Source organism: Paenibacillus sp. J22R67, assembly GCF_059692175.1.
Genome location: NZ_JCAUAX010000022.1, coordinates 13,397 through 38,120 on the forward strand (window position 1 = coordinate 13,397; position 24,724 = coordinate 38,120).

General features: G+C 46.2%; 21 protein-coding genes. All 21 read left to right on the forward strand.

All coding sequences use genetic code 11. From position 1 onward, the window contains the following. Positions 1–36 precede the first annotated feature (36 nt). On the forward strand, positions 37–4,974 hold the full coding sequence (locus AC58VC_RS36705; protein ID WP_497376409.1) for an S-layer homology domain-containing protein: 4,938 nt from the start codon (positions 37–39) through the stop codon (positions 4,972–4,974). A 358-nt stretch (positions 4,975–5,332) separates the two neighbouring features. Then, the gene (locus tag AC58VC_RS36710) at positions 5,333–5,467 is read left to right on the forward strand and encodes a hypothetical protein (protein ID WP_497376410.1); all 135 of its coding nucleotides are present in this window, start codon (positions 5,333–5,335) and stop codon (positions 5,465–5,467) included. 704 nt (positions 5,468–6,171) lie between these two features. Beyond that, the gene (locus AC58VC_RS36715) at positions 6,172–6,516 is read left to right on the forward strand and encodes a DUF805 domain-containing protein (RefSeq protein WP_497376411.1); all 345 of its coding nucleotides are present in this window, start codon (positions 6,172–6,174) and stop codon (positions 6,514–6,516) included. A gap of 176 nt (positions 6,517–6,692) precedes the next feature. Continuing rightward, positions 6,693–7,688 carry an AI-2E family transporter gene (locus AC58VC_RS36720; RefSeq protein WP_497376432.1) on the forward strand — a complete coding sequence of 332 codons (996 nt, stop codon included), beginning with the start codon at positions 6,693–6,695 and terminating at the stop codon, positions 7,686–7,688. A 178-nt stretch (positions 7,689–7,866) separates the two neighbouring features. After that, positions 7,867–8,838 carry an aldo/keto reductase gene (locus AC58VC_RS36725; RefSeq protein WP_497376412.1) on the forward strand — a complete coding sequence of 324 codons (972 nt, stop codon included), beginning with the start codon at positions 7,867–7,869 and terminating at the stop codon, positions 8,836–8,838. Between the two features lie 26 nt (positions 8,839–8,864). Next, a complete protein-coding gene (locus AC58VC_RS36730) occupies positions 8,865–9,734 on the forward strand; it encodes an NAD-dependent epimerase/dehydratase family protein (protein ID WP_497376413.1) in 870 nt (289 codons plus the stop codon). Positions 9,735–10,012: 278 nt separating this feature from the next. After that, the gene (locus tag AC58VC_RS36735; RefSeq protein WP_497376414.1) at positions 10,013–12,100 is read left to right on the forward strand and encodes a TerD family protein; all 2,088 of its coding nucleotides are present in this window, start codon (positions 10,013–10,015) and stop codon (positions 12,098–12,100) included. A 296-nt stretch (positions 12,101–12,396) separates the two neighbouring features. Continuing rightward, the gene (locus AC58VC_RS36740) at positions 12,397–13,662 is read left to right on the forward strand and encodes a class I SAM-dependent methyltransferase (RefSeq protein ID WP_497376415.1); all 1,266 of its coding nucleotides are present in this window, start codon (positions 12,397–12,399) and stop codon (positions 13,660–13,662) included. Positions 13,663–13,665: 3 nt separating this feature from the next. Further along, a complete protein-coding gene (locus tag AC58VC_RS36745) occupies positions 13,666–16,251 on the forward strand; it encodes a metallophosphoesterase (protein ID WP_497376416.1) in 2,586 nt (861 codons plus the stop codon). A 111-nt stretch (positions 16,252–16,362) separates the two neighbouring features. After that, complete coding sequence (locus tag AC58VC_RS36750; RefSeq protein ID WP_497376417.1) at positions 16,363–16,743, forward strand: iron chaperone; 381 nt, start codon at positions 16,363–16,365, stop codon at positions 16,741–16,743. A 171-nt stretch (positions 16,744–16,914) separates the two neighbouring features. Further along, complete coding sequence (eutL, locus tag AC58VC_RS36755; RefSeq protein WP_497376418.1) at positions 16,915–17,583, forward strand: ethanolamine utilization microcompartment protein EutL; 669 nt, start codon at positions 16,915–16,917, stop codon at positions 17,581–17,583. Positions 17,584–17,602: 19 nt separating this feature from the next. Then, complete coding sequence (locus AC58VC_RS36760) at positions 17,603–18,118, forward strand: BMC domain-containing protein (protein ID WP_497376419.1); 516 nt, start codon at positions 17,603–17,605, stop codon at positions 18,116–18,118. Further along, positions 18,115–19,599: an acetaldehyde dehydrogenase (acetylating) gene (locus AC58VC_RS36765; RefSeq protein ID WP_497376420.1), complete on the forward strand. Its 1,485-nt coding sequence runs from the start codon at positions 18,115–18,117 to the stop codon at positions 19,597–19,599. The genes AC58VC_RS36760 and AC58VC_RS36765 overlap by 4 nt, the downstream gene beginning before the upstream one ends. Positions 19,600–19,617: 18 nt before the next feature. Beyond that, positions 19,618–19,905, forward strand: coding sequence for a BMC domain-containing protein (locus AC58VC_RS36770; RefSeq protein ID WP_145668697.1), 288 nt, complete (start codon positions 19,618–19,620; stop codon positions 19,903–19,905). Between the two features lie 3 nt (positions 19,906–19,908). Then, entirely contained in the window at positions 19,909–20,655 is a 747-nt protein-coding gene (gene pduL / locus AC58VC_RS36775) for a phosphate propanoyltransferase (protein ID WP_497376421.1), read from the forward strand. After that, complete coding sequence (locus tag AC58VC_RS36780) at positions 20,656–21,531, forward strand: hypothetical protein (protein ID WP_497376422.1); 876 nt, start codon at positions 20,656–20,658, stop codon at positions 21,529–21,531. A gap of 6 nt (positions 21,532–21,537) precedes the next feature. Further along, the gene (locus tag AC58VC_RS36785) at positions 21,538–21,846 is read left to right on the forward strand and encodes a EutN/CcmL family microcompartment protein (RefSeq protein WP_497376423.1); all 309 of its coding nucleotides are present in this window, start codon (positions 21,538–21,540) and stop codon (positions 21,844–21,846) included. Further along, complete coding sequence (locus AC58VC_RS36790) at positions 21,822–22,163, forward strand: BMC domain-containing protein (RefSeq protein ID WP_497376424.1); 342 nt, start codon at positions 21,822–21,824, stop codon at positions 22,161–22,163. The genes AC58VC_RS36785 and AC58VC_RS36790 overlap by 25 nt, the downstream gene beginning before the upstream one ends. A gap of 16 nt (positions 22,164–22,179) precedes the next feature. After that, positions 22,180–22,608, forward strand: coding sequence for a EutP/PduV family microcompartment system protein (locus AC58VC_RS36795; protein ID WP_497376433.1), 429 nt, complete (start codon positions 22,180–22,182; stop codon positions 22,606–22,608). 25 nt (positions 22,609–22,633) lie between these two features. Then, positions 22,634–24,079 carry a GAF domain-containing sensor histidine kinase gene (locus AC58VC_RS36800; RefSeq protein ID WP_497376425.1) on the forward strand — a complete coding sequence of 482 codons (1,446 nt, stop codon included), beginning with the start codon at positions 22,634–22,636 and terminating at the stop codon, positions 24,077–24,079. Then, positions 24,076–24,684 (forward strand): ANTAR domain-containing response regulator, encoded by a 609-nt coding sequence (locus AC58VC_RS36805; RefSeq protein WP_497376426.1) that lies wholly within the window; start codon positions 24,076–24,078, stop codon positions 24,682–24,684. The genes AC58VC_RS36800 and AC58VC_RS36805 overlap by 4 nt, the downstream gene beginning before the upstream one ends. Positions 24,685–24,724 lie beyond the last annotated feature (40 nt).

Below are 24,724 nucleotides of genomic sequence, written 5' to 3' on the forward strand. Positions count from 1 at the left end.
AGCACAACTCTGCAGAAACCGATCAGGGAGTGGATAATGGATGAAGCGAATGGATATATCTATGCTGTCTCTAGTGAGGCTAATAGTTTACTATTTATTCGAATGCGTGACCTGCAGATAGAGAAGCAAGTCACGCTTACTGCACCTTCAGATTTAGTACAATCTGGCGGCAAGCTTTATGTCGCTTTGTCAGGAACAACGGCCATTGCTATTGTAGATATTGCGCGAAAGGAAGTAATTGGCTCGATTACAACGTCCATAAAGCCATACGAACTGGCTATCGACGGTGATAAGCTGTTTTATGCAGAGCTTTACAGTTGGTCTCGTGTAGCGGCATACAATTTAACAACTCAAACAGAGACAGTGCTGGATGGGGCGATTAACGGTAGTTTTAGTGATCCTGATCTAGCCGTTGATACAGCAAATCATATTTTATTTGTTGGCGAGTCGGGATCGACTGGCTCCAATCTTTTCTCATACAGCAGTTCTACTTTGCAGTCACTTTCAAGAACTACTTATGATAAAAACTATGGATTTGGTTTTCCTGACAGAAAAGTAATTGTTGATGGTAATCAGGTTTTTTATGCAGGCTATCGGTTTAAGAATTCAGATTTATCCTCTATTCAAGGGACCTATCAAGATGATGCGATTTACGTTCAAGGCAATACGGTATTTACCAGCCATGCATATAATTCAGGAAATGCCGCACCAGACCGTAGTTATGTGTATGATCGAGAAGGATTTACTCAAATTGCTCAACTTCCTGTGGCATCAAGAAAAATTTTAATGGATAGTCAGAATCATGTTTATTCCTATACAGGATCGGATGTTTGGAATCCTAATATTCCAAATGTTATACAGATCATTGATGTGAAACTGGCACCCTCCACTCCTCCAGTATCTTGGCAATCTGACGGTCAAAAGCTGATATTCGATAAGTCAGTGACTGATCTCGTATATAGCAGTGACGGTGCGAGCCTGTTTGCCATTTCCTCAGAAAACAATCAGTTGATGAGGATTCGCACAAGCGATATGACTGTTCAAGAAACCCGAACCATAGGATCTAACCCTAATTCAATATTTATAGATCATGATGAGCTATATATTAGCAACGCTTCAGCGACACAAATCATGAGAGTAGATACACTTTCTGGTGCAAGTGTCAATGGAGCCGTTTATTCATGGGAGGTCGGAACCTCTGTTGGTCAAGTTGTATATGGTACTCAAAAGCTGATCTATACCGCGTCAAATATGGGCAGCGGTTTTGGTTACCCTGGGATTCAGGTTATTGATACATCAACCGGAGCTAAAGCGAATTATGCTAAAAACATTAATCCAGGTCGTATGGCTCTTAGTCTAGGGGACAACGCATTATACTTCGGAGAAAAAGCACCTAATTCCACAAGTACAGCTGTTAAGTTCAACTTAACTAACTTTTCACAGCAAGCAGTATCTCAAGCCTACATCAACGTATTAGGCGCAATCACGATGAGCGGAAACGATCTATACTACGCGAGCAATCTTTTGAATAAAAATACGCTTGTTCAGATTCCGGCATGGAAAGGTTATTTTGGGGCTGCAATTATTGCGGCTAAAGGAGCCAATGTTTTTGCACAGGACTCAGTTTGGGATCGGGACTCGTATACGATGCAATATCATCTGCCATTCATCGCGAAAAATGTGCTGACACTGCCAAACGACCAAATTGTTGTGGTTTCTGAAGATGGGAAAACCATACAGAAATTCACTTCTATGCAGGCTCTTCATGATCGTGCACCCGAATTTAATCTACCGTCGCTGCAAGTTTCTAATGTTAATTTTTATGATAACGACGCTACTACGGGAAAAATAAGTGGGAACATCTATTGGTACGGCACACCGGGTACCTCCATAATAACCAGTTATACAGTGTATTTTTTAGATCAAAATAAGGATAAAATCGGAAATAAAATAGCGGAAGTTCCTTATGCTGCTAATAGCTCGTACTATAGCTACAGCCTTCCGCAAACTAGCATACCCGCGGGAGCTAAATATATAGGCGTTTATGCAAAGAATGCTGTTGGAGAAAGCTCTTCCGCCGCTTCGCTTGAGCTGAAGGATTATTTTGAAACTCCTCCTCCAATCGGCGGCGGTGGTGGTGGTATCGATCCATACGCCTACTTTCAGTACACACTGGAAGATCAGGAACCAATTCGCGGGAAAATCCAACCATTAGTAAATTGGTATACGCCAATTGAAACTAACTATTCGGGCTACCAATTGACGTTTGCCGACGCGTTAGGGAATCCGCTTGGTAATCCCTATAGCGTTTCAAAGCATGTGTCGCCTGGGATGAGTTATCATGTTGATATTGCTGAGGATACTGTGCCGGCTGGGGCCGTTTATATCGATATGCAACCAAAGGGTTTATCAGGGATAGTAAGTACGAATTTGTACCGCATGCAAATTTTCGACAATACGACAGGCAGCCCAGTTATTGCAGGAACAAATCCGGCGATTCCAGTTCCCAACATTAGTGTCATTGGAAGCCCCGACAACGATTTGTCCCATGGAATGTTTGGAGGCGCGATCAGTTGGTATGACTTTTCCTCTGATGGAATTGCAACAAGCTATGATCTCTATTTTGTTGATGGAAACAACGTAAAACTTCAATCCATTGCCGAAATAACTCAAAGTAATCTTATTTCTCCAGCCCAAGGGCAGTATTATCCGACCTATGAAATTAATTTGCCGAATGGCACCGCTATTCCAACAGGCGCCAAAAGGATTGGAATTTTCGGCAAAAACAGTCAGGGTGAAGGGGCTAACGGATATTATTTCGGATTATGGGATAAAATTGACCGCGATCCTGATAGTAACTACTTTGAGGACCGGGATACTCGTGCTAAGAATGTTAATGGGGTATTACACTGGGTTCCTAGCTTTGATGAAACAAACGTTGATCATTATGTTGTCAATTTTTTGGATTCAAGATGGGCGCCAATTGGAAGCCCCTTTGCGCAAGTCAGCAAAGGGCAGATGCAGTACAATGTATCCATTCAAGATACGCAAATTCCAGTAGGTGCTTCTGGCCTAATGCTATCAGCAATCAATTCGGAAAATGATGAGATCGCATTGGGGATTTATAATTTAGCGAATAACATAGCGGATGAACCTGTCTCTACCTTGCCGACAGATTATCAACAACCTGTCGAGTTTATAGATCAATTAGATTTTGATGGAGATCAAGGAGAAATAGGGGGCTTCCTATACTTTTATGCTAATGATAGCTCCAGTACTCTGAGTTACGATGTCTATTTTGTCAACGATCAACTTCAAAAACTCAAACCTATTATCAGCGTAGAAAAAGAATTAGTCAGAGCCTATCAGACAAGTATTCCAACGAATACAAAGATTCCGGTAGGAGCAACTAAGATTGCCATTTATGCCGTTTCCTCGACTGGGACGAGCACACCTAGTACGATTAACTTAATGGATCGGACTTACGAACGTTCGTTGACACCCGATCAAATTCAGATTACCAACAACAAATCCGGAACCCCCGACTCCATTACTGTTTCGGGTTTAAATCCTAGTGACATTGTTCGAGTGTACCGCGACTCAAACTCAGCTAATTCCTTCCTATACCAAGTAGTTGGGGATAATTCGACTTCAGTAAACTTTACCACTGCACAGTTGGGAACTGGGGCTGGAAGTCTTTATTTCTCAGTGCAACATAGCGTAGGCATTCCGAGTCAGAAAATGGAAAAGGCATATAGTGCCGAATCTGCACCTGCTAACCCAGTAGGCGGCGGTGGTGGTGGTGGAGGCGGAGGCGGTGGCAAGAGCCTTCCTACGCGTGACGCTAACGGCAAGATGACTTATGATGTTCAGCCAGCTCATATAGATATGCTGATTGATCTTTCTAATTCTGCGAAGCCACAGCTTGTTATGGACGCGACAGCTAAGCAGCAAATCGACATTACGACAGTTAGTTTCGATGCTGACATTGTTAAAATAGCTGCCGACAAAGGTAAGCCAATCGTTGTCAAAACAAATGATACTCAGCTAACATTCCCTGTGAATGCTCTGTCTGTCAACGACTTGAGTAACACGATAAAACTCAAGATTACAAGCAGTGAATTTCCAAATATGAGCAGCTTCCTTGCGGCCTCTCCGCTGGTAGAGTTCACTTTAACTGAAAAGGATAAGACGATCACGGCTTTTAATAGCCCTGTTGAAGTTGTATTCTACTATGATCCGTCCAAAGTAAAAGACTCAAGTAAATTAGGTGTCTACTGGCTAGATGAGACAACTAATACTTGGACTTATGTGGGTGGTACATTGAATGGGGATGGTACGATCACCGCATCGCTGCCACACTTCTCCAAGTACGCAGTTCTAGAGAAAAATGAACAAGCACAATCATTGACCACTTTCGCTGATATTCAAGGCCATTGGGCGCAAGCGGAGATCGAGCAGCTGGTCAGCAAGCAAATCGTTGACGGCATGGATGCCGACTCCTTCCAGCCGAACAGCGACATGACCCGTGCACAGTTTGTTACGATTCTCAAGAAAGCCATGAATCTTCCGGTTCAAACAGTCACTAAGTCATTCGCGGACGTAGCTGATGAGTCGTGGTATAAGGATGCTGTATATGCTGCTTATGCTGCGAAAATCACTGGTGGCACAAGCGACAGCACTTTCGCTCCTTATGATAATGTTACCCGTGAACAGCTGGCAGTCATGGTGGTAGGTGCGTACCTGAACGCTACGGGTAAGGAACTGAGCGATCTTGCTGCAACTCCACTGGCCAACTATGCAGACGCAAGCAGCATTAGCGATTGGGCTAAGCAATATGTAGCAGCTGCTACAGCTCTCGGATTACTAAACGGTATGGACGATACTCATTTTGCACCTGCTCAAAACAGCACACGGGCACAGGTGGCTGCCGTTGTTGTACGTATGCTGAAACAAATCAGCGACGTGAAATAAGTTTTATACCAAATAACTCTACATCAATGATGTAGGGTTATTTGGTGTTTAGGGGGATTGGAAAATTTTATGCGTCTTCGTAATACTTCCGCCATGTTCGTTATTTCGAAAATAAGCGAAGATAGAACCTGTAAGGCGCATGAAGTAAGGTGGTAAGCGCCTGATGGCGTTTAATCATACATTGTTTCTTGCTCGGACGGTCGTAACGAGGCGGGGATATCGAGATATCTCGCAGTGCCGAACATGGTATGTTACGGTATCCTGTACGATCGGATCGGTAAGAGGCCACTATTTGGGGTTCGATTCCCCAATCGCATAATGAGCGATTCTGGTAGAATACTCGACTTCCCATCGAGCGATGAGTAAATTATTAGACCTGTTAGCGAGGAGAGGATCCCCGGCCCGTCTTCAAGTAGGCACTGAGAAAGCAGCTTTGCAGCCTGTGGATACCGGATCAGGAAAAAAAGCATTTGGCCACGAAATGGCAAGATGAGTGAGCGCGGACTGAAACAGAGAATGCACCGCTATCAGAAAGTTTCGTGCGCAGGTACTGATTTTCCAACCTTAAGCTCGGCTCCGCTTCTGAATCAGGGGGATTCCCTCATAAAGGTCACAACACACCACAAAGGTTCCATGAAATGAGGTGATAAATAATGTTTAAGAAAATTATCGTTAAAGCTGACGAACGAGGAATACTTTTTAAGAAAGGCAGTTATGTGAAGCCTATTTCGCTTGAAAGAGCTTGAATTTCTTGAGAAAATCGGAACGATTTCGCTCACCGGTAGAGACAATCTGCTGGAACAGTTGAATTCGCTTCTTGGGGGAGTTAAATAATAACGCAACGCGGCTAATCTGCAGGTTCAAACAGCCAGACGGTACTCATTTTGCATCTGTTCAAAACAGCGAATCTCTACGTCATTGTGATGTAGGGATTTTTTTATTAAATAAATGAACCCAGTATTATCCATATTTTAATCATCAAGACAACCCCCAACAAAATACATATAAGGGCATAGCATTATTTGGAGCCTGGAACGCCTTGGCTTTGTTCGGGGAGGTGGAGTGGGAGAAAGCAAACATTCCAAAGGGGGGTAGAGTTTTTACATGATCAAATAATTACATACAAATGCGAAGGAGATTGCAAAAAGGGAAGCCTTTTTATCAATCCAAGTTGGTGAATATGAAGGAGGTTTATACATGGAATGGTATGTAAAAGTGTTGAAAAATTACGTAGGATTTACAGGCAGAGCGCAACGCAAGGAGTACTGGATGTTTGTACTCTTCAATCTGATTATCTCAATCATCCTTGCCGTATTGGAATCCCTGTTGGGGATTACAAATGTTTTAACCGGCCTTTACTCTTTAGCCGTCTTATTGCCATCCTTGGCCGTTGCATTCCGAAGACTCCATGATACGGGGAGAAGCGCTTGGTGGATACTGATTGGTTTAATTCCGCTTATTGGAGCTATTATTCTTATCGTATTTTACTGTCAAGATAGTGATCCAAATGATAACCAGCATGGTCCTAATCCTAAGCTATGAGTATGATAGCGCAAAAGCTAACCCCCATCCTAAGCAGGTGGGGGTTTTTGGCGTTTGTTTATTACCTGCTCGTAAGAAATTGCTATAGTTACTTTATTTCTGTAAACTAAGGAAAGAATAAGCTGACGGTTGATAATTTTGAATGGGGACGCGACATGATGGAGCATATTAGCAAAATGTTTTCGAACTTAACTGTAAGGCGTTTTTCTATCCTTATCCTTATTGTTCTATTAGTAATTGCTTTAAGGGACATGCTGAATCTAGTGCTCTTAACTTTTTTAATGGCATTCCTTATGAGCAGTATTCAAAATTTTCTGACTAAAAGGCTTGGTAGATACATTAAGGTTAATAGTAAAGTCATTCTTATTTTGCTTTATCTAATTATGATTACTGTATTGGTTGTTTCAATTATTAATTACTTACCGAAGGTATTTGTTCAAATCTTGCAATTAAAAGAAATTCTAGTCGGACTAACGAATTTACCAGTACCTCAAGATGAAGCTTCTCGTTATCTATATAAAACTTTAAAGGATTTAAATCTACAAGCCTATGTTAAGCAAGGATTTGAATATATTCTTAGAATTAGCAATTGGGGAACCACTTTTATTTTAGCAATGATCTTAAGTTTCTTCTTCATCCTGGAGAGGAAAAGAATCGTTGCCTTTACTTCCAGATTAAGAGAAAGTAAAATTTCTTGGCTATATAAAGAATTGGAATATTTCGGTCAGAAGTTCGTCTTATCTTTTGGAAAAGTTATCGAAGCACAACTCCTAATCGCCCTTTTTAATACTGTGTTTACTGTAATAGGACTTTGGATTCTTGGCTTTCCTTATCTTTTCGCTCTAGCCATTATGATTTTCCTGCTTAGCTTAATTCCCGTAGCGGGCTTTCTTATATCTTTACTTCCTTTAGGCATCATTGCCTTTAATTTAGGCGGATATCTGATGGTAATATATGTGATCTCTATGATCATGGTGCTTCACTTCCTGGAAGGGTATTTCTTAAATCCCAAACTGATGTCTTCCAAAATGAATCTTCCGATGTTTTACACGTTCATTATTCTGATTTTCTCTGAGCATTATCTGGGTACATGGGGTTTAATCGTAGGAATTCCTATCTTTATTTTTTTGTTGGATATTATAGATGTAGATACAGCAAAAAAAGTGGACTGATCCTGTGACTATGACAAGAACTACAAAAAGGGCACCCCCACGGGTGTCTTTTTTTTATTTTCCCCATCCCCCCACTTACTCGAACGTAACTAACTGACAACTTTTTCAGTTCTTATGCAGCTTTTCCTTTGCCTGTATAATAACAAGTGTAAGTAAAACAGTGGATGGAGGACTAAAGATGAACGATAGAACTCTTGGGAAAACGGGACTGCAGATATCGGAAATCGGATACGGCGCATGGGGAATCGGTAAAACGGCTTGGATTGGCGCTTCCGATGAGGAATCCATTCAAGCGCTGAATCGCTCTATTGAGCTGGGGTTGAATTTTATTGATACGGCTTTGGGCTATGGCGACGGCCACAGTGAACGACTTGTCGGGCAGGTGGTGAAAGCCCACGATAAGCCGATTTATGTGGCTACCAAAATCCCGCCGAAAAATAGACAATGGCCGGCACGTGATGGCGTACCTGTGGAAGAGACTTATACGGCAGAGCATGTCATTGCGAGTACGGAGCAAAGCCTACGCAATCTGGGCTTAGAGACGATCGATGTGCAGCAGTTCCACGTCTGGTCGGACGAATGGGTAGGTCAAGGAGACTGGCTGGAAGGGATCCGCAAGCTGAAAGAGCAGGGTAAAATCCAGCATTTTGGCATCTCGATCAACGATCATCAACCGAACAATGCGCTCAAGCTGATTGAAACGGGGCTCGTTGATACGGTGCAGGTTATTTATAACATTTTCGATCAAAGTCCTGAAGATCAACTGCTTCCTGCCTGTGCAGAGCACAATGTTGGCGTCATTGTCAGAGTTTCGCTGGATGAAGGCGGTCTAACGGGGCGGATTACACCTGACACGACGTTTAGCGAAGGTGATTTCCGCAATAGCTATTTCCGAGGCGATCGCAAGCAGCAGGTGTATGACCGCATTCAGAAGATCACTGCTGATCTGGATATTTCTGTCGAGCAAATGCCGGAAATTGCCCTGCGGTATGTGTTGAGCCATCCTGCTGTATCAACGGTCATTCCGGGTATGCGCTCGGTGCGCAATGTGGAGGCAAATATGCGTGTTGGCGACGGTCAGGGGCTAACCAAGGAACAACTTGAGAAGTTGAAACCGCATCGCTGGATTCGGGATTTTTATAGAGGCTGATTAGACCTAAGGAGGATTACGGATTCATGGAGAAAAAACGGATCATTGTAACTGGCGGCAGCGGTAAAGCGGGTCAGTGGATTTTAAAACATTTTGTGGACAATAATTATGATGTCATTAATTTGGATGTAAAGGCTCCTGCGGAACCGATCTGCCGGACGATTATTACGGACCTCAATGATTTGGGGCAGGTACATAATGCGATTTCGCAGTTCAGCACGGGCAGTCGGAAAGAGGTGGTGGGTATTGTGCATTTTGCCGCTATCCCACAAGCCTATACGCATACGAATGATGTCTGCTTCCGCAATAATGTGATGAGCACTTATAATATTTTGGAAGCGGCGGCCAACTTGGGCGTCAAGAAGGTCGTGCTCGCGTCGAGTGAGTCATCGTATGGGATCTGTTTTGCCAGCGAGTTTTTCGAGCCTCAGTATATTCCGATCGATGAAGAGCATCCACAATTGCCGGAGGACAGCTACGGCTTGTCCAAGGTGGTGAATGAAGTGACTGCTCAGGCGTTCCATCGACGTACCGGCATGCAGGTGGTTAGTTTCCGCTTAGGCAACATTCTTGTTCCGGAGAGCTATGAGCAGCTGAAAGCTAATTTCGATAATACGGACGCGCGTTTGCGCATCCTGTGGTCTTACATCGACGCAAGGGACGTAGCTTCTGCTTGTCTCAAAGCGATTGAGGTCGATGGGCTTGGCGCTGAAGCGCTAATCATTGCAGCGGATGATAGCTCGTCGAATCGGTTAACTAGGGATTTAGTGGAACAATACCTTCCTGGCGTCAAAGAAATACGATCCCCGCTTGAGGGAAGAACTTCTCTCATTTCCAACGCGAAGGCGAAAAGATTGTTGGGCTGGGAACCACAGATTAAGCTGATGGAGCAGTAAAGTAGAGCGGCCGATCCTTTGGGATTGGTCGTTTTTTTGTCTTAAAAACCAATGTCGTAATACTTTCACCATGTTCGGGCCGTCCAAAATATGGGATGATAACCTCACATCAGGCTATTGCCGCCCTTCCTTCTACAACTACTCTGATTCTAGGGCGGCATCTTTCCTGAAGTAACAATCAGGCTATTGCCTTTCTTCCTTCTAAATCGATTGGGCCGAATTAGAGAGGCAAGTTTCCTGATTGTATTTTACAAATCATAAGGAGGCGTTATGCCGCAATGAGAAATACCATTTATTTAAGAAGAAATAGGAAGCTCATTGTAGACCCTGGTCATGGCAGCCTTCCTCTAAGATACATCGCTACAGCAATGAAGAACATTGAGTACCTAGGGTTTACTTTTTCCAAAGATCTTATGGAAGTCCTTCAAACATTATCTATTGAGTCTTTTACCGAGCTATATCATCAACTTGTAAAGGATTTGAAAGAGCTCGTAGGGGCTAATGTTATTTTCAAACCTATGTACCCAAATTTTCCCCAACATGTCATGATGGCAAGTGAGGTTGAACTTTATTTACAGGCGATCCATCACTATTTAACATTTAATCTGCCCAGCCATGTGGCCCTTGAGAGGTTTCCTTTACTGGATCAAGTTGATCTGGAAATTATCGATTTAGGATGTATAGACGAATTTGAATGTGACATACGTAATCTGATCGGAGCGAATGGCTCGATCTCGGAAACGGACAAACAGGATATTAGCGAGGTGATCTCTACCTCTGATGATCTAACGGCCATTCTGCCGGATGAGATTCCTTCAAAAGAAAATGTGGGGTTTGTCGTGGGCGCGCTCCTCAAATACGAAAAGGCCAACATCAAGCACATCGCAAAATACATGAAGACGGCAACGGATGTGCTTAGGTTAGCTATAGCCCTGTCGGATGGAGATGTAAGTCTTGCAACCAACACGAAATTCAGAAAGTTCAGACGCCCTGAGAGAAGGCTGCTTCTGGATCTGTTAGAACATTGCGGGAACAAGACCGAGGATATGCTGCGCCATAGGGATCGCTGGATCCGTCTTGGTGAGATTCTTCACCCTGCTGCGTATAAAAATAAGTACGAGAGCTGCAAGGAAGCTTTTGACATCCTGCGCAATAATAAACCTTTTGAAACATTCGGTGGTAAGGTTGAACAAGCGCTCCGTACGAAAGACACAAGTCTAGCTATAGCCTTACTACAAAATCGCGCAGGAGAGTTCGCTAGACGACTAGATCATTTGATTCGAATCAATCAAGATTCGTCTCTAGTGGTTGAGACATTCGTACAACTTACAGCGCAGATTGCGACGCCAGTATTATTACAAGTTATGGCTCATTTTGACCATAGACATGAAAAGCGCGAACTGCGGACGTTCTTTCCAAAAGGGAATGTCGCAAAAGCGGTAGCAATTCCAAATACGCTTCCCGAGATTAAAGCTGAAGTGTGTGAAACAATCGTACAAACGTGCAAAAACACGTTGATTGCTCGATTTGCCGAACTTCCTTCGTTGGGAGACGTTTATGTCGATGAGAGATTGAAGCAGTATGTTATGCCCTTTTCACAAAGATCTGCGAGTAAGGCACTCCGTACTCTCGTTCGTGGAAGCCGGCTGGAGCTGCCGGAGGGTGACACGATCCGCTTTTTCTTATGGTGGAAGGAGGGAACCGTCAACGGAAAGCATACAGGAAGAGTCGATATCGATCTCTCTGCAGTGATGTATGATGAGAAATGGCAGTATGTCGAGCACATCTCCTACACGAATTTGCGCTCTGACAGATATAAAGCCGCCCACAGCGGGGATATCACATCGGCCCCTTTTGGAGCATGCGAGTTTATAGATATTGATATTTCTTCCGTTGTTAAATATGGCGGACGCTACATTGTAACTTCGCTAAATTCGTTTACGGAGCAGCCTTATTGTGATTTGCCTGAATGTTTTGCAGGTTGGATGATGAGAAAACACCCTAATTCAGGGGAGATTTTTGAGCCTAGGGCTGTGGTGGATCGCGTGGATCTCGCGGCCGACACCAGAATTGCGATTCCGGTCATCATGGATTTAGTAGAACGAAAGCTAATTTGGAGTGACTTGGCGCTGCAGAAGCATCCTTACTATTACAACAATGTGGAAGGGAATCAAAAAGGCATGCTGCACATGGGCAAAGCCATGCTCTCCTTAGTAAAACCTAACCTGTATGATTTATTCATGCTTCATGCGGCGGCAAGGGGCCGAATTGTGGAGGATATGAATCTTGCCCAGACCGTGTTTTCGGTGGAAGAGGGGATTACTCCTTTTGATATTAGCAAGATTATGGCTGAGTTTATAGCTTAAGGAATTTTTCGTTGACAATATCTGGGGATGCAGTTAATATTTCAATATCTAAAACGATAACGAAAGGAGCATGATGAAGATGAAATTCGTACAGTTATTCAATTCCAAGCATAGTAAACATAGTAATTTCAAATGGATAACTGTATATTCCAATCTCATCGGCTCATCTGGTATAGGCACGCGCGAATTCAACTAGTCTTTTCTACTGGTTGCATAGTGTGAGTTATATTTACCTGGTCATGGACTTTGAGTCCATGGCCTTTTTTTATACTTTGATACCCAAGGGGAAGATAACGATGGCTATTGTCCAAGTAAGATCGACCAACCCAAAGCTTTCTTTTATCATCAAAAAGAATCCAGAATCCGGTGCGCTGCTCCGATCCATTCGGAAGGGAATGGCTTATGGTTGGTATACGGATGCCTCTACATTCAATGTATATTTCAAGGATGCAGAGAATGAAATCTCGTACAAGCAACATGAGAAGGAAAACTTTGAATATCTCAATGTGTCCCGATATAATACGCCGTTATTTCCGCTAAATGCGATAAGTGAGTTCTTCTCAGCTCCGCTTAAGGTACAAGATGAACGGGATGTTGAGGGGTTCGAGCACACGTTTTATATCAATATGATTCATATTGAAATGGTGCGGTATGTAGAATCTTTTCAAAAATATCTGAAAGACTTCACGTTTGATATGAAGCACCAAGCAGACAAAAGTTACTCACTTACCATTACAACACGGCGTAGTCTGTATCATCTGATGCATGCCGTAAGTGTGCTATGTCTATTCCTAGCTATGTTTGGCAATGAATTTATCGATATTTCAGAAAGTATTTTGGATAAATATATCAAAAGCATCCAGGTGATTGACGCGCCGTTTTATATTCGGAGCTTGTTCGTTCGACACTTCTTGTCTTCGAAAGAGCGATTTCGAAACTACAAAGATAAGCTTGAGAATACGAGTCTTTATGACATTCGTTTTGACTACGGGGGTACGGGGCTTCAGAGAAGGAATTATATTGCCCGAAGGCTGCCTTTTGACAAGTCTATATTGGATGTTGGTTGTGGGGAAGGTTACTATGCACTTCCGTTTTCCACGAAGATTGAAGGCAGTTATTACGCCATTGATATTAATGAAGAGTTACTCAAGAACGTTATACGCAAGGCCAATTCCAAAGAGATCGACAACATCGTTCCGTTCAACTCAATTGCCTGTTTCTTAGAAACGTATAACGGGGAGAAGGTCGATATTATTTTGACGGAAGTCATTGAACATATGAGTGAGGACGAAGCCAAGGGACTCATTCGCCTAATCTGCGAGCGAGTAGATTTTGACAATTTTATCATTACAACGCCTAACTCCGATTTCAATGTGTATTATGAATTATCTGGATTCCGGCATGACGATCATAAGTGGGAAATGGGGCAGCAATTGTTCCAACAGTGGTTGATGGATGTCATTCGTGAAACTAAGCTGGACTATGAATTCGTCTCCATTGGTGATGGGGTTAATCATATTCAGACGACGCAAGGCGTCATTCTTAAGAAAAGGGGGGCGTAAAAGATGGAGATTCAAACCAAGGTTCATACGATATTCATGCTGATTGGTTCCACGGAGTGCGGGAAGACGACTTTTGCGAAGGAAGTTTTGATTCCGGGGCTAAGGTTCGTTGACGAGTCTAGGCATGTAAATGCTAACGTTCAATATGTATCTTCCGATAGCCTTCGCCAAGAGCTTCTGGGCTACGACTATGATAAATATGATCAAGTGATGCTGGAGGCTAGTGAGCAGGCTTTTCACTTGTTGTTTGAGAAACTGAAAATGGCAACTTCGTTCCCCATTAACGCCGAATTTGTAGTTGTGGATACGACTGGATTAGCAGAGGAGTTTCGTGCGAAGGTACGTGAGATTGCGAAAGTGAACAATTATAACTTGGAAGTTATTCTGTTTGATTATCGCAAGCGTGAAGACTATTATGCATCGGATCGTTCGAAAAAGTTGATTACAAGCCATATCAACCGATTACGGAAGGAAGTCCTCGGATCGCTTTCTCGAGAGGGTTATACCAAAGTTCATAAGATCCGGTATAAGGATTTTTACTCAGTGACGGAGAAGCAAGCGAATCCTGCTTATAAAGTGGTCATTGAGGATCGAGAGGAATACTTGTCCACGATCCTTCCCCACAATGAGAAATATATTATCATTGGCGATATTCATGAGTGCATGGATGAACTCAAGGCATTGCTGTTGAGCTATGGCTACAAAATTGAGGGCAACAAGTTAGTTGTTACAGAAAAAGTGCGGAATACCAAGGTCATATCTGTTGGCGACTGGATCGATAAAGGCAAGATGACGAGGGAAATCGTTGAGTTTCTATATGAAAATCAGGAGCACTTTCTGTTCGTCATGGGGAATCATGAGAATTTTGTTTATAAATTCATGCGTGGAGATATCGGCGGGGTTGATCAAGAGCTGCTTCATACATACTTCGATTCTACGCAAGTGCTTGCACAAGATACGGAATTGCTCGAGAAATTCAATGAGTTGGTAATGCTAGCTAAGCCGTTTTATCGGTTAAATGGCTTGGATGGTCCGTCTTTTTATGTGACGCATGCTCCATGTAAAAATAAATATATCGGCAAGCTGGATGTGAACTCGGTTCGTCATCAGCGTAATTATCGCATTGATCGCGATGCGCCATTAGAGGAACAGTTAGCCTTTCTCCGTACGGAGGCAGTGAAAAACCATCCTTATCACATTTTCGGACACGTAGCCGCTAAGCATGCATTTCGTATTAAAAATAAGCTCCATATCGACACGGGAAGCGCGCATGGGAATGTGTTGACTTCGGTGAGCATTTCTTATAAACCTTTTATGAAATCTCAGAAGTCTGTGCAACATGTGATGACGGATGAACTTCAGGTTTTATTTTACGAAGAGAGAAAAGTTTCACTGCAAGATCTGGATGAGGATGAGATGCGCAGGCTGCAATACGTCTCTAGGAATAAGGTGAACTTCATCTCAGGGACGATGTCTCCTGCCGATAAGGATGAGGCTGCACAAGACTTGGAGTCCTTGCAGCATGGATTAAACTACTTCGCGGAGCGTGGCGTCAAGCAGGTTGTTCTGCAACCGAAATATATGGGCTCACGCTGTAATCTCTATTTGAGCAAAGATATTGAACAATGTTTTGCGGTCAGCCGTAACGGGTATCGCATCAATCAGGTAGATTTGACAGGAATCTATGAGAAGATGTTGGTTAAGTTCGGTGATTACATGGAAATGAATGAGATTGAACGGCTCATTCTGGACGGAGAGCTACTGCCGTGGAAAGCTATCGGGGAAGGGCTAATTCAAAGGCAATTTAAACCGATTGAGAAGGCTTTGGAAAGCGAATTGGCATTTTTGCAGCAAAATGGTTTTGAACAAGCATTCGATAAATTGGCTGCTGAATATCGGGCAAGCGGTTTTGAGAAGGATCAGTACAATATGCCCAAGACAGCACTCAGTGACAAATATGGCTCACACGTTTATCAAAATTATAAGTATGTCCATGATGTTCAGGATACCTATGTTCCATTGGAACAGCATGTTCAGGCTTATGAAACCTACAAAAAGCAGCTAGAGATTTATGGAGAAGATGGGGAAATTATTTACAAACCTTTTGATTTGTTGAAAATCGTTTATCAAAATGGCGAGGAACAAATCCCTGATTGGAAGACGTCGGATGTTTATAGCTTTTTGTCGGAAGATGAGTTCCTCTTGCTTGACCTAGCCGATGTGGATAGCTATGAGAAAGCGGATTGCTATTTTTCAAGGTTAACTGTGGATAACTATATGGAAGGTGTCGTAATCAAGCCTGAAGTCATCCAAGCGAATGCCGTCCCATATATGAAGGTACGGAATAAGGACTATCTGTCCATCATTTATGGGTATGATTATCGTTTTCCACACAAGTTTAAGAAACTAATGAAGCAGAAGAATATTAATCAAAAACTGCGAACTTCCATGAATGAGTACCGTTTGGGGCAGAAGATGATAGCAATTCCATTCGATGGGATTACGCCGGATAATAACAAGTATAAGGAAATTGCGGGGAATTTATTGTTTGAGGTTGCTGGAGAGAAGGAGATGGACCCCCGGTTGTAGGGTGTAGGTTGGAGCACAGGGCAGGGGGAAGCCTCGGTTAATCCACCCCTGGTTCTGATATAATAGTAATATTATGCCGACGGAAACTAAGCACCCACGAGAGGAGAACCCATGAAAGAGAAAATCACGTACACATCCATCGATGAGTACATCTCAGCCTTTTCACCAGAGATTCAGGAGATCCTCCAGAAGTTAAGAGAAGTGATCAAAGAGTCAGCCCCAGACGCCAAGGAAAAAATCAGTTATGCGATGCCTACTTTTGAGCAGCATGGGAATTTAGTTCATTTTGCAGCTTTTAAAAATCATATCGGATTTTACCCTGCACCGGATGGAATTAATCAATTCCAAGATGAAGTAGCAGAGTACCATGCGTCCAAAGGAACTTTGCAATTTCCACTTGGAAAACCGATACCTTATGAATTGATTAGCCGGATCGTGAAGTATAGGGTTGCTCGGAATTTGGAGAAGGCGAAGAGTGGGAAAAAGAAGTGAAGGATTCAATTTTGCAATTACTATGGGCCATGCTAGCATATCCCCACCCCTCTCCGCATATCCATTAACAAAAGCATAAAACAGGCAAAGGTGCCTCAGGTCCAAGAACGTCGAGCGTTCTCCGAACCGAGGCACCTTTTTGCTTTCAATCGAGGCGAAGAGGTGAAAGGAGTGACCCCTCGCGTAAACGCACAACCGATACGCGCCGTACCGCTCGCCGTCCGGATTATCCCGAACGTCGACGCTGGGCTCGCGCAGCAGCTAGAGCTGAAGCCGGGCATCCGCAGCCTCGGCCTACTTACTTCATCCATCGACGATGTAGGTTACACCGCAATCGATGAAGCAACGAAGAACGCAGCGGTAGAGGTGGTGTATGCCCGCTCGTTCTATGCAGGATCAGGACATGCGTCGGGGCCGCTGTCCGGTGAATTTATCGGCATCATCGGCGGCGCCTCGCCGGATGAGGTGCGAAGCGGGCTGGATGCCGCTATTCAAGTGATGGAGAGCGGCGCCTGTTTCTACGCGCTGAATGCCGAAGCCACACATGCTTATTATGCGCATGTCATTTCCCGCACGGGTTCGTACCTCTCCAAAGAAGCGGGTATCGGGGAGGGAGAACCGCTTGCTTACTTAATTGCTCCTCCGCTGGAAGCTGTTTATGCGCTGGATGCTGCACTAAAGGCAGCTGATGTGCGCATGTGCAAATTCTACGGCCCGCCGACGGAGACGAATTTTGCAGGAGGATTACTGACAGGCAGTCAATCGGCTTGTATGGCGGCGGCAGAAGCTTTTGCAGAGGCCGTTCAAAGCATCGCTAGAGATCCGAAGAAAATAGGCTAGTAAGAGGCAGGTGTCCGAAATGATTGAACAAAAGCTAGCCTTGGGCATGATCGAAACCTACGGCTTGCCGGCATTAATTGCCGCCGCCGACGCTGCAGCGAAAACGGCGGATGTGAAGGTCACGATGTACGAGAAGGTAGATGCCGGCATCGTAACGGTTTATATCTGGGGCGATGTGGCAGCAGTCAAAGCGGCTGTAGATGCCGGCGCAGAAGAAGCGAAGCGGGTGGGTAAGCTGCTTGGCATACAGGTGATTCCGCGTCCTGATCCTTCGGTCTACAAGATGCTGCAAAGTGCCCAGCATGAGGAGCAGCCCGAAGTCTCTGCACCACAAGCACCAGAAGCACCCAAGCAGGAAGCGGCTCCTGGCACAACGAACTGGAGCAAAATGACGGTCGCCAAGCTCAGAGAGCTCGCCCAAAGCATGCCGAAGTTCCCCCTGACCGGACGAGATATTCAGCTGGTTAGCAAGGCGGAGTTAGTCCGACTTTTCACGGAGCTGACTGCTGAAGGAGGAGGAGAGCAGCCGACATGAAGCTGGACAGCGATTTGCAAGCGATCCAGGAGGTCCGGAGCCACCTTCAAGAGGCGAAAGCAGCTCAAAAGCTCCTGGAAAAAATGACGCAGCCACAGATCGATGCGATCGTATCCGCAATGGCCGAAGCAGCGGAGCAGCAGGCTGAACGGCTCGGCGCTATGGCCGTCCACGAGACCGGATTCGGGAAAGTCGCCGATAAAAAGGCGAAGAATCTGTTCGTCGCGAGGGACATTTATGTAGCAATAAAGGACATGCAAACGGTAGGTATCATTCGCAAGGACAACGCAAAGCAGGTCTGGGAAATCGCCCAACCTGTCGGAATCATTGCGGCAATCATTCCCTCAACGAACCCGACTTCTACGGTGCTGTTCAAATGCCTGATCGCGCTGAAAGCACGCAACGCGATCGTGATCTCCCCGCACCCGTCCGCGCTTCGCTGCTCGCAAGAGTCAGCCGCCGTCATGCGGGTTGCGGCAGAGAGTGCGGGAGCCCCGCCGGGGCTCATTCATTGCCTCTCGCATCCTTCTTTGGAGGCTGGCGGTGAGCTGATGCGGCACAAGCTGACGGATCTCATCTTGGCCACAGGGGGAACCGCCATGGTGAAGGCGGCCTACAGCTCCGGCAAACCCGCTTATGGTGTAGGGCCTGGCAATGTGCCGGTGTATATCGACCGGAGTGCTAATCTCCCAAGCGCGGTGAACCACATTGTGCAGAGTAAAACATTCGACTACGGCACGATCTGCGCTTCAGAGCAAGCGCTTGTTGTGGATCAAGCCATCAAACCGCACTTCATTCAAGAATTACAACGACGTGGCGCCTACTTTTTGAACGAGCACGAGAAACAGAAGATAGCCGCTATCCTTATGACCAATAAGGGAATGAATCCGCAGATAGTTGGCCAATCACCGCAGGCCATTGCGGGCAAAGCTGGTATCACCGTCCCGGAAAACGCGCAAATTTTAATCGCGGAAGAGTCGGAGGTCGGGCACAACTACCCTTTTTCCATGGAGAAGCTTTGCCCTGTGCTTGCCTTATATACCGTGAATGACTGGCAGGAAGGCTGCCAAAGGTGCATTCAGCTGTTAACACTTGGCGGCCTAGGCCACACGCTCGGCATTCACGCCGAAGATCAATCGATCATCGAAGCATTTGGACTGGAGAAACCTGCATCACGCATTGTCGTTAACACAGGAACAACATTCGGCGGGATTGGTGCCACGACAGGCATATTCCCCTCGATGACACTGGGTTGCGGGACGTTTGGCAATAACATCACATCGGACAATATTGGGCCGCAGCATTTGCTGAATATCAAGCGGGTTGCTTTTGGTATCAAAGAAATGCCTTCGGAACTTGACCCAAACAGAGTCGCCAGCCAAGTGGCGGACAGCCTAATCAAGACGAATCAGCTCGGTATTACGCGCGAGGAAGTTGCTCAGATCATCAGAAGGGTCCTTACCGATATGCAATTGTCTTAATCCAAGGAGGAGATCTTAATGGCAGGAGAATTGGCGGCATTAGGTTTAGTGGAAACAAGAGGGTTGGTAGGTTCAATTGAAGCGGCAGATGCGATGGTGAAGGCGGCGAATGTCAGATTGGTCGGGAAAGTGCATGTAGGCGGCGGGTTAGTGACCGTGATGGTCAGGGGAGATGTCGGTGCCGTCAAAGCGGCCACGGATGCAGGCGCAGCAGCTGCGGAGAAGGTGGGAGAGCTGGTTTCGGTGCATGTGATCCCGCGTCCGCATTCAGACATTGAGTTCATTCTCCCTAAGCTTGAAGGGTAAAATATGGCGCTTATTACAGAAACGTATCTGCGCACACAGCTGATCAAAGGTTTGGCAAACCCTTTTCCAATAACAGAGGGGGATAAGCTAACCCCGGCAGCCGCCGATTTCCTGAAGGAGCGCGGAATTCCTTTGCTGCGTGTGGAGCCAGAGTCCGATCTGCTCATCCCTGTCGGCGTCTCCAATCGGCACGTGCATCTCGCACCTCATCATATAGAAGCGCTGTTCGGCAAGGGTTACGAGCTGACGCCTTTGCGCGAGTTGTCCCAGAAAGGACAGTTTGCTGCCCATGAAACAGTGATACTCAAAGGTCCGCATGGCAGTCTTTCTAACGTCCGCATCTTAGGTCCCTCACGCAGCGCGACGCAAGTGGAGATTTCGCGCACAGACGGATTCGAGCTCGGCATTCATCCGCCGATTCGGCTATCTGGCGATCTCGCAGGCACGCCGGGGATTATCCTAGTGGGGACAAAAGGAACCGTCGCTTTACCCCAAGGGCTGATTATCGCGAAGAATCACGTGCATGCATCTCTAGAGGAAGCCAAGTCCCTGCATCTAACCCACGGTGACCGCATTCTGGTGCAAGCGATGGGGGAGCGGCCAGTTATTTTTACCGATGTGATCGTGAGGGTGAGCCCGGAGTTTTCGCTGGACTTTCATATTGATCGAGATGAGGCCAATGCGGCCCATTTAAGTACGGGCGATACGGGTCTGATCATCCATAAGAATGCCGAAAGGAGGCTGCGCTAGGTGGAGATCAAGCAAATGGTCGAAGCAATCGTTCGTGAGATTTTGAGCCAGCAGGTTAAAAGGCCGAAGGTGCTCTACTTGTTTTACGACAGCACGACGCATGAAGCTTTCACCGATCATTTTATAGCATTAAATATTCACGGCATTGACTATGATCTTATGTTCCTGGATGGTGAGGCCTCCTGCTGGCTTGGCAAGCACAAGATTGAATGCGGAGGCCGTGGCAAAACGATTGCATCTGACGAGTTCGCTCCAGCTCCCATAGAGGTGCCGCTTGCGTACGAAGGCATCGTGATTCCAGAAATCGATCTGGACAATGCAGCGAGGGCGGCCCTTGGTATGAAAGGGACGATCGTGTCGGAGATTATTTTTTCTACGCTGGTTCAACATAAATTCGTCCTCATCGGTGAGGATATCTCAGGAATGAAAAAGGCGGACCGCCGGACGCTCCAGACGTTGTCACTGCCTACCCCATATCGCAATCTTTTTGATTATTACAAAATGGAGCTCCAAATGTACGGCGTCGAATTCGCCCCCAGTAAACTGCTTGCCGAAAGAGCCGTGAGCAAAATCCACCCTGAAATCCAGCAAACTCCCGATGCTTTCAAAGCTGAGGTTGATCTTGAACTTATGACTGGGGTTGATCTCAAAGCTGAGGTTGAATTTAGCCTGCCTGCGTCATCGGAGTTTTCTATGCCACCATCCTCAACCCTCGTCTACGAAGGAAAACTAGTCTCCGCAGAATGGGTCACACGGGAGCTCCGAAATCGTTCGTTCCGCTCCCTGCAAATCGGCAAGAAAACGATCATCTCCGCACTAGCGCACGACATGCTGAAGGATAAAGGCGTCACAGTTGAATATATAGCCGAAAGGTGAGGTCCTATGTTTTACGGTAAAGTCATTGGCAGTGTATGGGCAACGCAAAAGGAAACAGGTATGGACAACTTAAAGCTGCTCGTGATTCAGCCGATGGATTTCAAAGACAGCGAAGCGGGCACGCCGATTATCGCCGCAGACCGCATTGGAGCAGGTGTTGGCGAACGTGTGATCGTCTCCAGGGGTAGTCCAGCCAGAACCTTGTTCAAGGATAAAATGGTACCCATCGATGCGATGATCGTCGGCATTGTAGATAGCTTCGAGGTCACGAAGGAAGCCGAGGAGGAAGCATGGAAGAGCAGAAACAGAGAGTGATTCAGGAATATGTCCCCGGCAAGCAGCTGACACTTGCTCATGTGATTGCCAATCCAGATCCGGTTTTGTATACGAAGCTCGGCATCGAGGAGCGTAGTGCAATTGGGATTCTTACGCTGACCCCAACCGAGACGGCCATCATCGCAGCGGACATTGCGACCAAAGCAGCCGACGTAGGCATTGGCTATTTGGACCGATTCACAGGCTCGCTGGTGCTCACGGGAGAAGTAGCTGCTGTGGAGATGGCGATTGCCGCTGTGAATGTGTTTTTGCTGGAGAAGTTGAAATTTTCGACGGCACCGATTACGAGGTCATAAGGTTATGAAAAAAGTGATGATCATCGGTGCCGTCGGTGCAGGCAAATCAACGCTGATCAAAGCCTTATTCGGGGAGTCTCAGCCCGCATCCAAAACGCAAAGCCTCATCTACCGAGACTGGGTCATCGATACTCCCGGCGAGTACAGTGAGAACCCGCTGTATTATCGCTCGTTAATGGCGACCTCGCACGAGGCTGCAGCCGTTCTGCTGGTTCAGGATGCAACGCGGGACAGGAACTATTTTCCCCCTGGATTTGAACAAGGTTTTGCGGTGCCAGCTTTAGGGGCTGTTACCAAAATCGATCACCCGCAAGCAGATATAGACCATGCCATCGAACTTCTGAGGCAGGCGCTGCCGGAAGGCGAAATCTTTTTAACGTCGGCTGCATCAAATGATGGCATCACCCAGCTAAAAGATAGGCTTATGCAAATCGTACGCTCTTGATCCTAAAGTGAAGAGGGATTGCACCATGGCGTCCATTATGGAATTGTGCAGGAAGTATACGCTTTTGAGCAACGAAGAAGCCCAAACCATCCAAGAGATGGCGGATCATCTCCAACTATTTGCCGATGTATCGGAATCCGATGTCTTCATAGACTGTCCGCTCCCTGACAAAGGTACGGCGCTCGTCGTGGCGGAGGCACATCCCTCCCAAGGCTCCTCCTTATACAAAACGTCAGTCGTTGGACAGTATGCTTTTGTGCAAAATGAACCCGCCGTCATGTTCTGCCTGCTGTCCGGCCAATCCGTGATCGGCTCACGGGGCATTTCGCAGGAGCAGATTGCCATCCAGCAAAATGTCGTGCCAATTCGGTCCAAAAGCGGCCAAGTTATCGGTGCACTCATTATGGAGAAGGACATTTCCGAGAAGCTTGAGCAGGAGAAGAATGTGACTCGATTAATGGAGACAACGGAACAGCTAAGCGAAACGTTGCTTAGTGTAGCCATGTCGCAGGGCAGTATGCAGTCGCTGATGCATGAAGGCGTCATTGTTTTTGATGATAAGGAGCGGGTCACCTACACCAATCCACGCGCGCTCGACATGCTGAAGGAAATCGGTCACACGTCTGAGGCTGCTAACAGCTCCTCGATAACCCAGTTGTTTTATGGGAAATTGACGGTACTTGGCCGCTCAGGCCTCATTCAGCAGGAACTGCAAATCGGACCTGTGACCTTTGAACTCAAGGCCATGTCCATTTACCGGGAGCAGCGGGAGGTAGGCGGGATTATTTTGCTGCGTGACATTTCGGACATGAAAGAGAAGGAGAAGCAGCTGATCATCAAGTCCGCCGTCATCAAGGAGATTCATCATCGCGTGAAAAATAATTTGCAAACCGTATCCAGCTTGCTCCGCCTGCAGATGCGAAGAACGAAACACGAAGAGGTCGAGAGAGTGTATCGCGACAGCATCAACCGTATTAATTCAATAGCTGTTATTCATGAAATGCTCGCGTTTGAAGGACTGGATACGATTCATTTTAATGAGGTCGTGGACCGTATTATCAAGAACATCATTTCCTCCTCGTCCAAGCCGGATCAGACGATCGTCCCGACGATTTCTGGGGATGAGCTCATTTTACAGTCCGATGCCGCCACGACGCTTGCGCTTGTTGTTAATGAACTGGTGCAGAACTGCGTGCTGCATGCTTTTGGAGAGAGGCGTACTGGGCATATTGAAGTTTCGCTGCAGCACCAAGACAGCTTCGCTCGGGTTCGGGTGTCGGATAACGGCATCGGCTTCAAAGCGGCGAATCATTCTGAGCGGAAAGGGCATCTTGGTTTGAAAATCACAGAGACACTAGTGGAAGAAAATCTCGGCGGTGTTCTCGATATCATGACGGATGAGCGAGGGACCGAAGTGCAGCTTGCCTTTCCGTTAGCGAGAACGCAGCCAAAGGAGGACGAATCGCCATGAGAAATGCCATCGTCGTCGTTGATGATGATCCAATCATTCGCATGGATATCCGTGAAATGCTGGAGGAGGGCGGCTACTTCGTCGCAGGCGAAGCCAAGAATGGCGAGGAAGCGATTGAACTTATAGCTCGTGTGAAGCCAGATTTGGCCATTATGGATATTAAAATGCCCGTCATGAACGGCATCAAAGCCTCTCATATTATCCGCAAGCTGCAGCAGGATACATCGGTGTTGCTTCTAACTGCTTACAGTCAGAAGGAGTTGGTGAAGGAGGCACGCGAGGCGGGGGTGGCCGCTTTTCTGGTCAAACCGGTGTCGGAGGAAGATTTGCTGCCGGCTGTCGAGATTGCTTTGAGTCAGAAGGAGAAGATGGACTCGCTGAAGCAGGATATCAAACTTCTGAAGCAATCCATCGAGGAACGTAAAAGCATCGAGAAAGCGAAAGGCCTCATTATGCAGAAGCACACCATGAGTGAAGAAGAGGCTTATGCCAGATTGCGCGAAGTGAGCATGGCGACCCGCATCCCGCTTTCGAGGCTGGCAGATGATATCCTGCGGGATGGGGCCGAGGCCTTGGCAGGTGCGGGTGAGCGCAAATATGGATGACCAGTGGATTACGAGTGTCGGACTCGATATCGGAACAAGC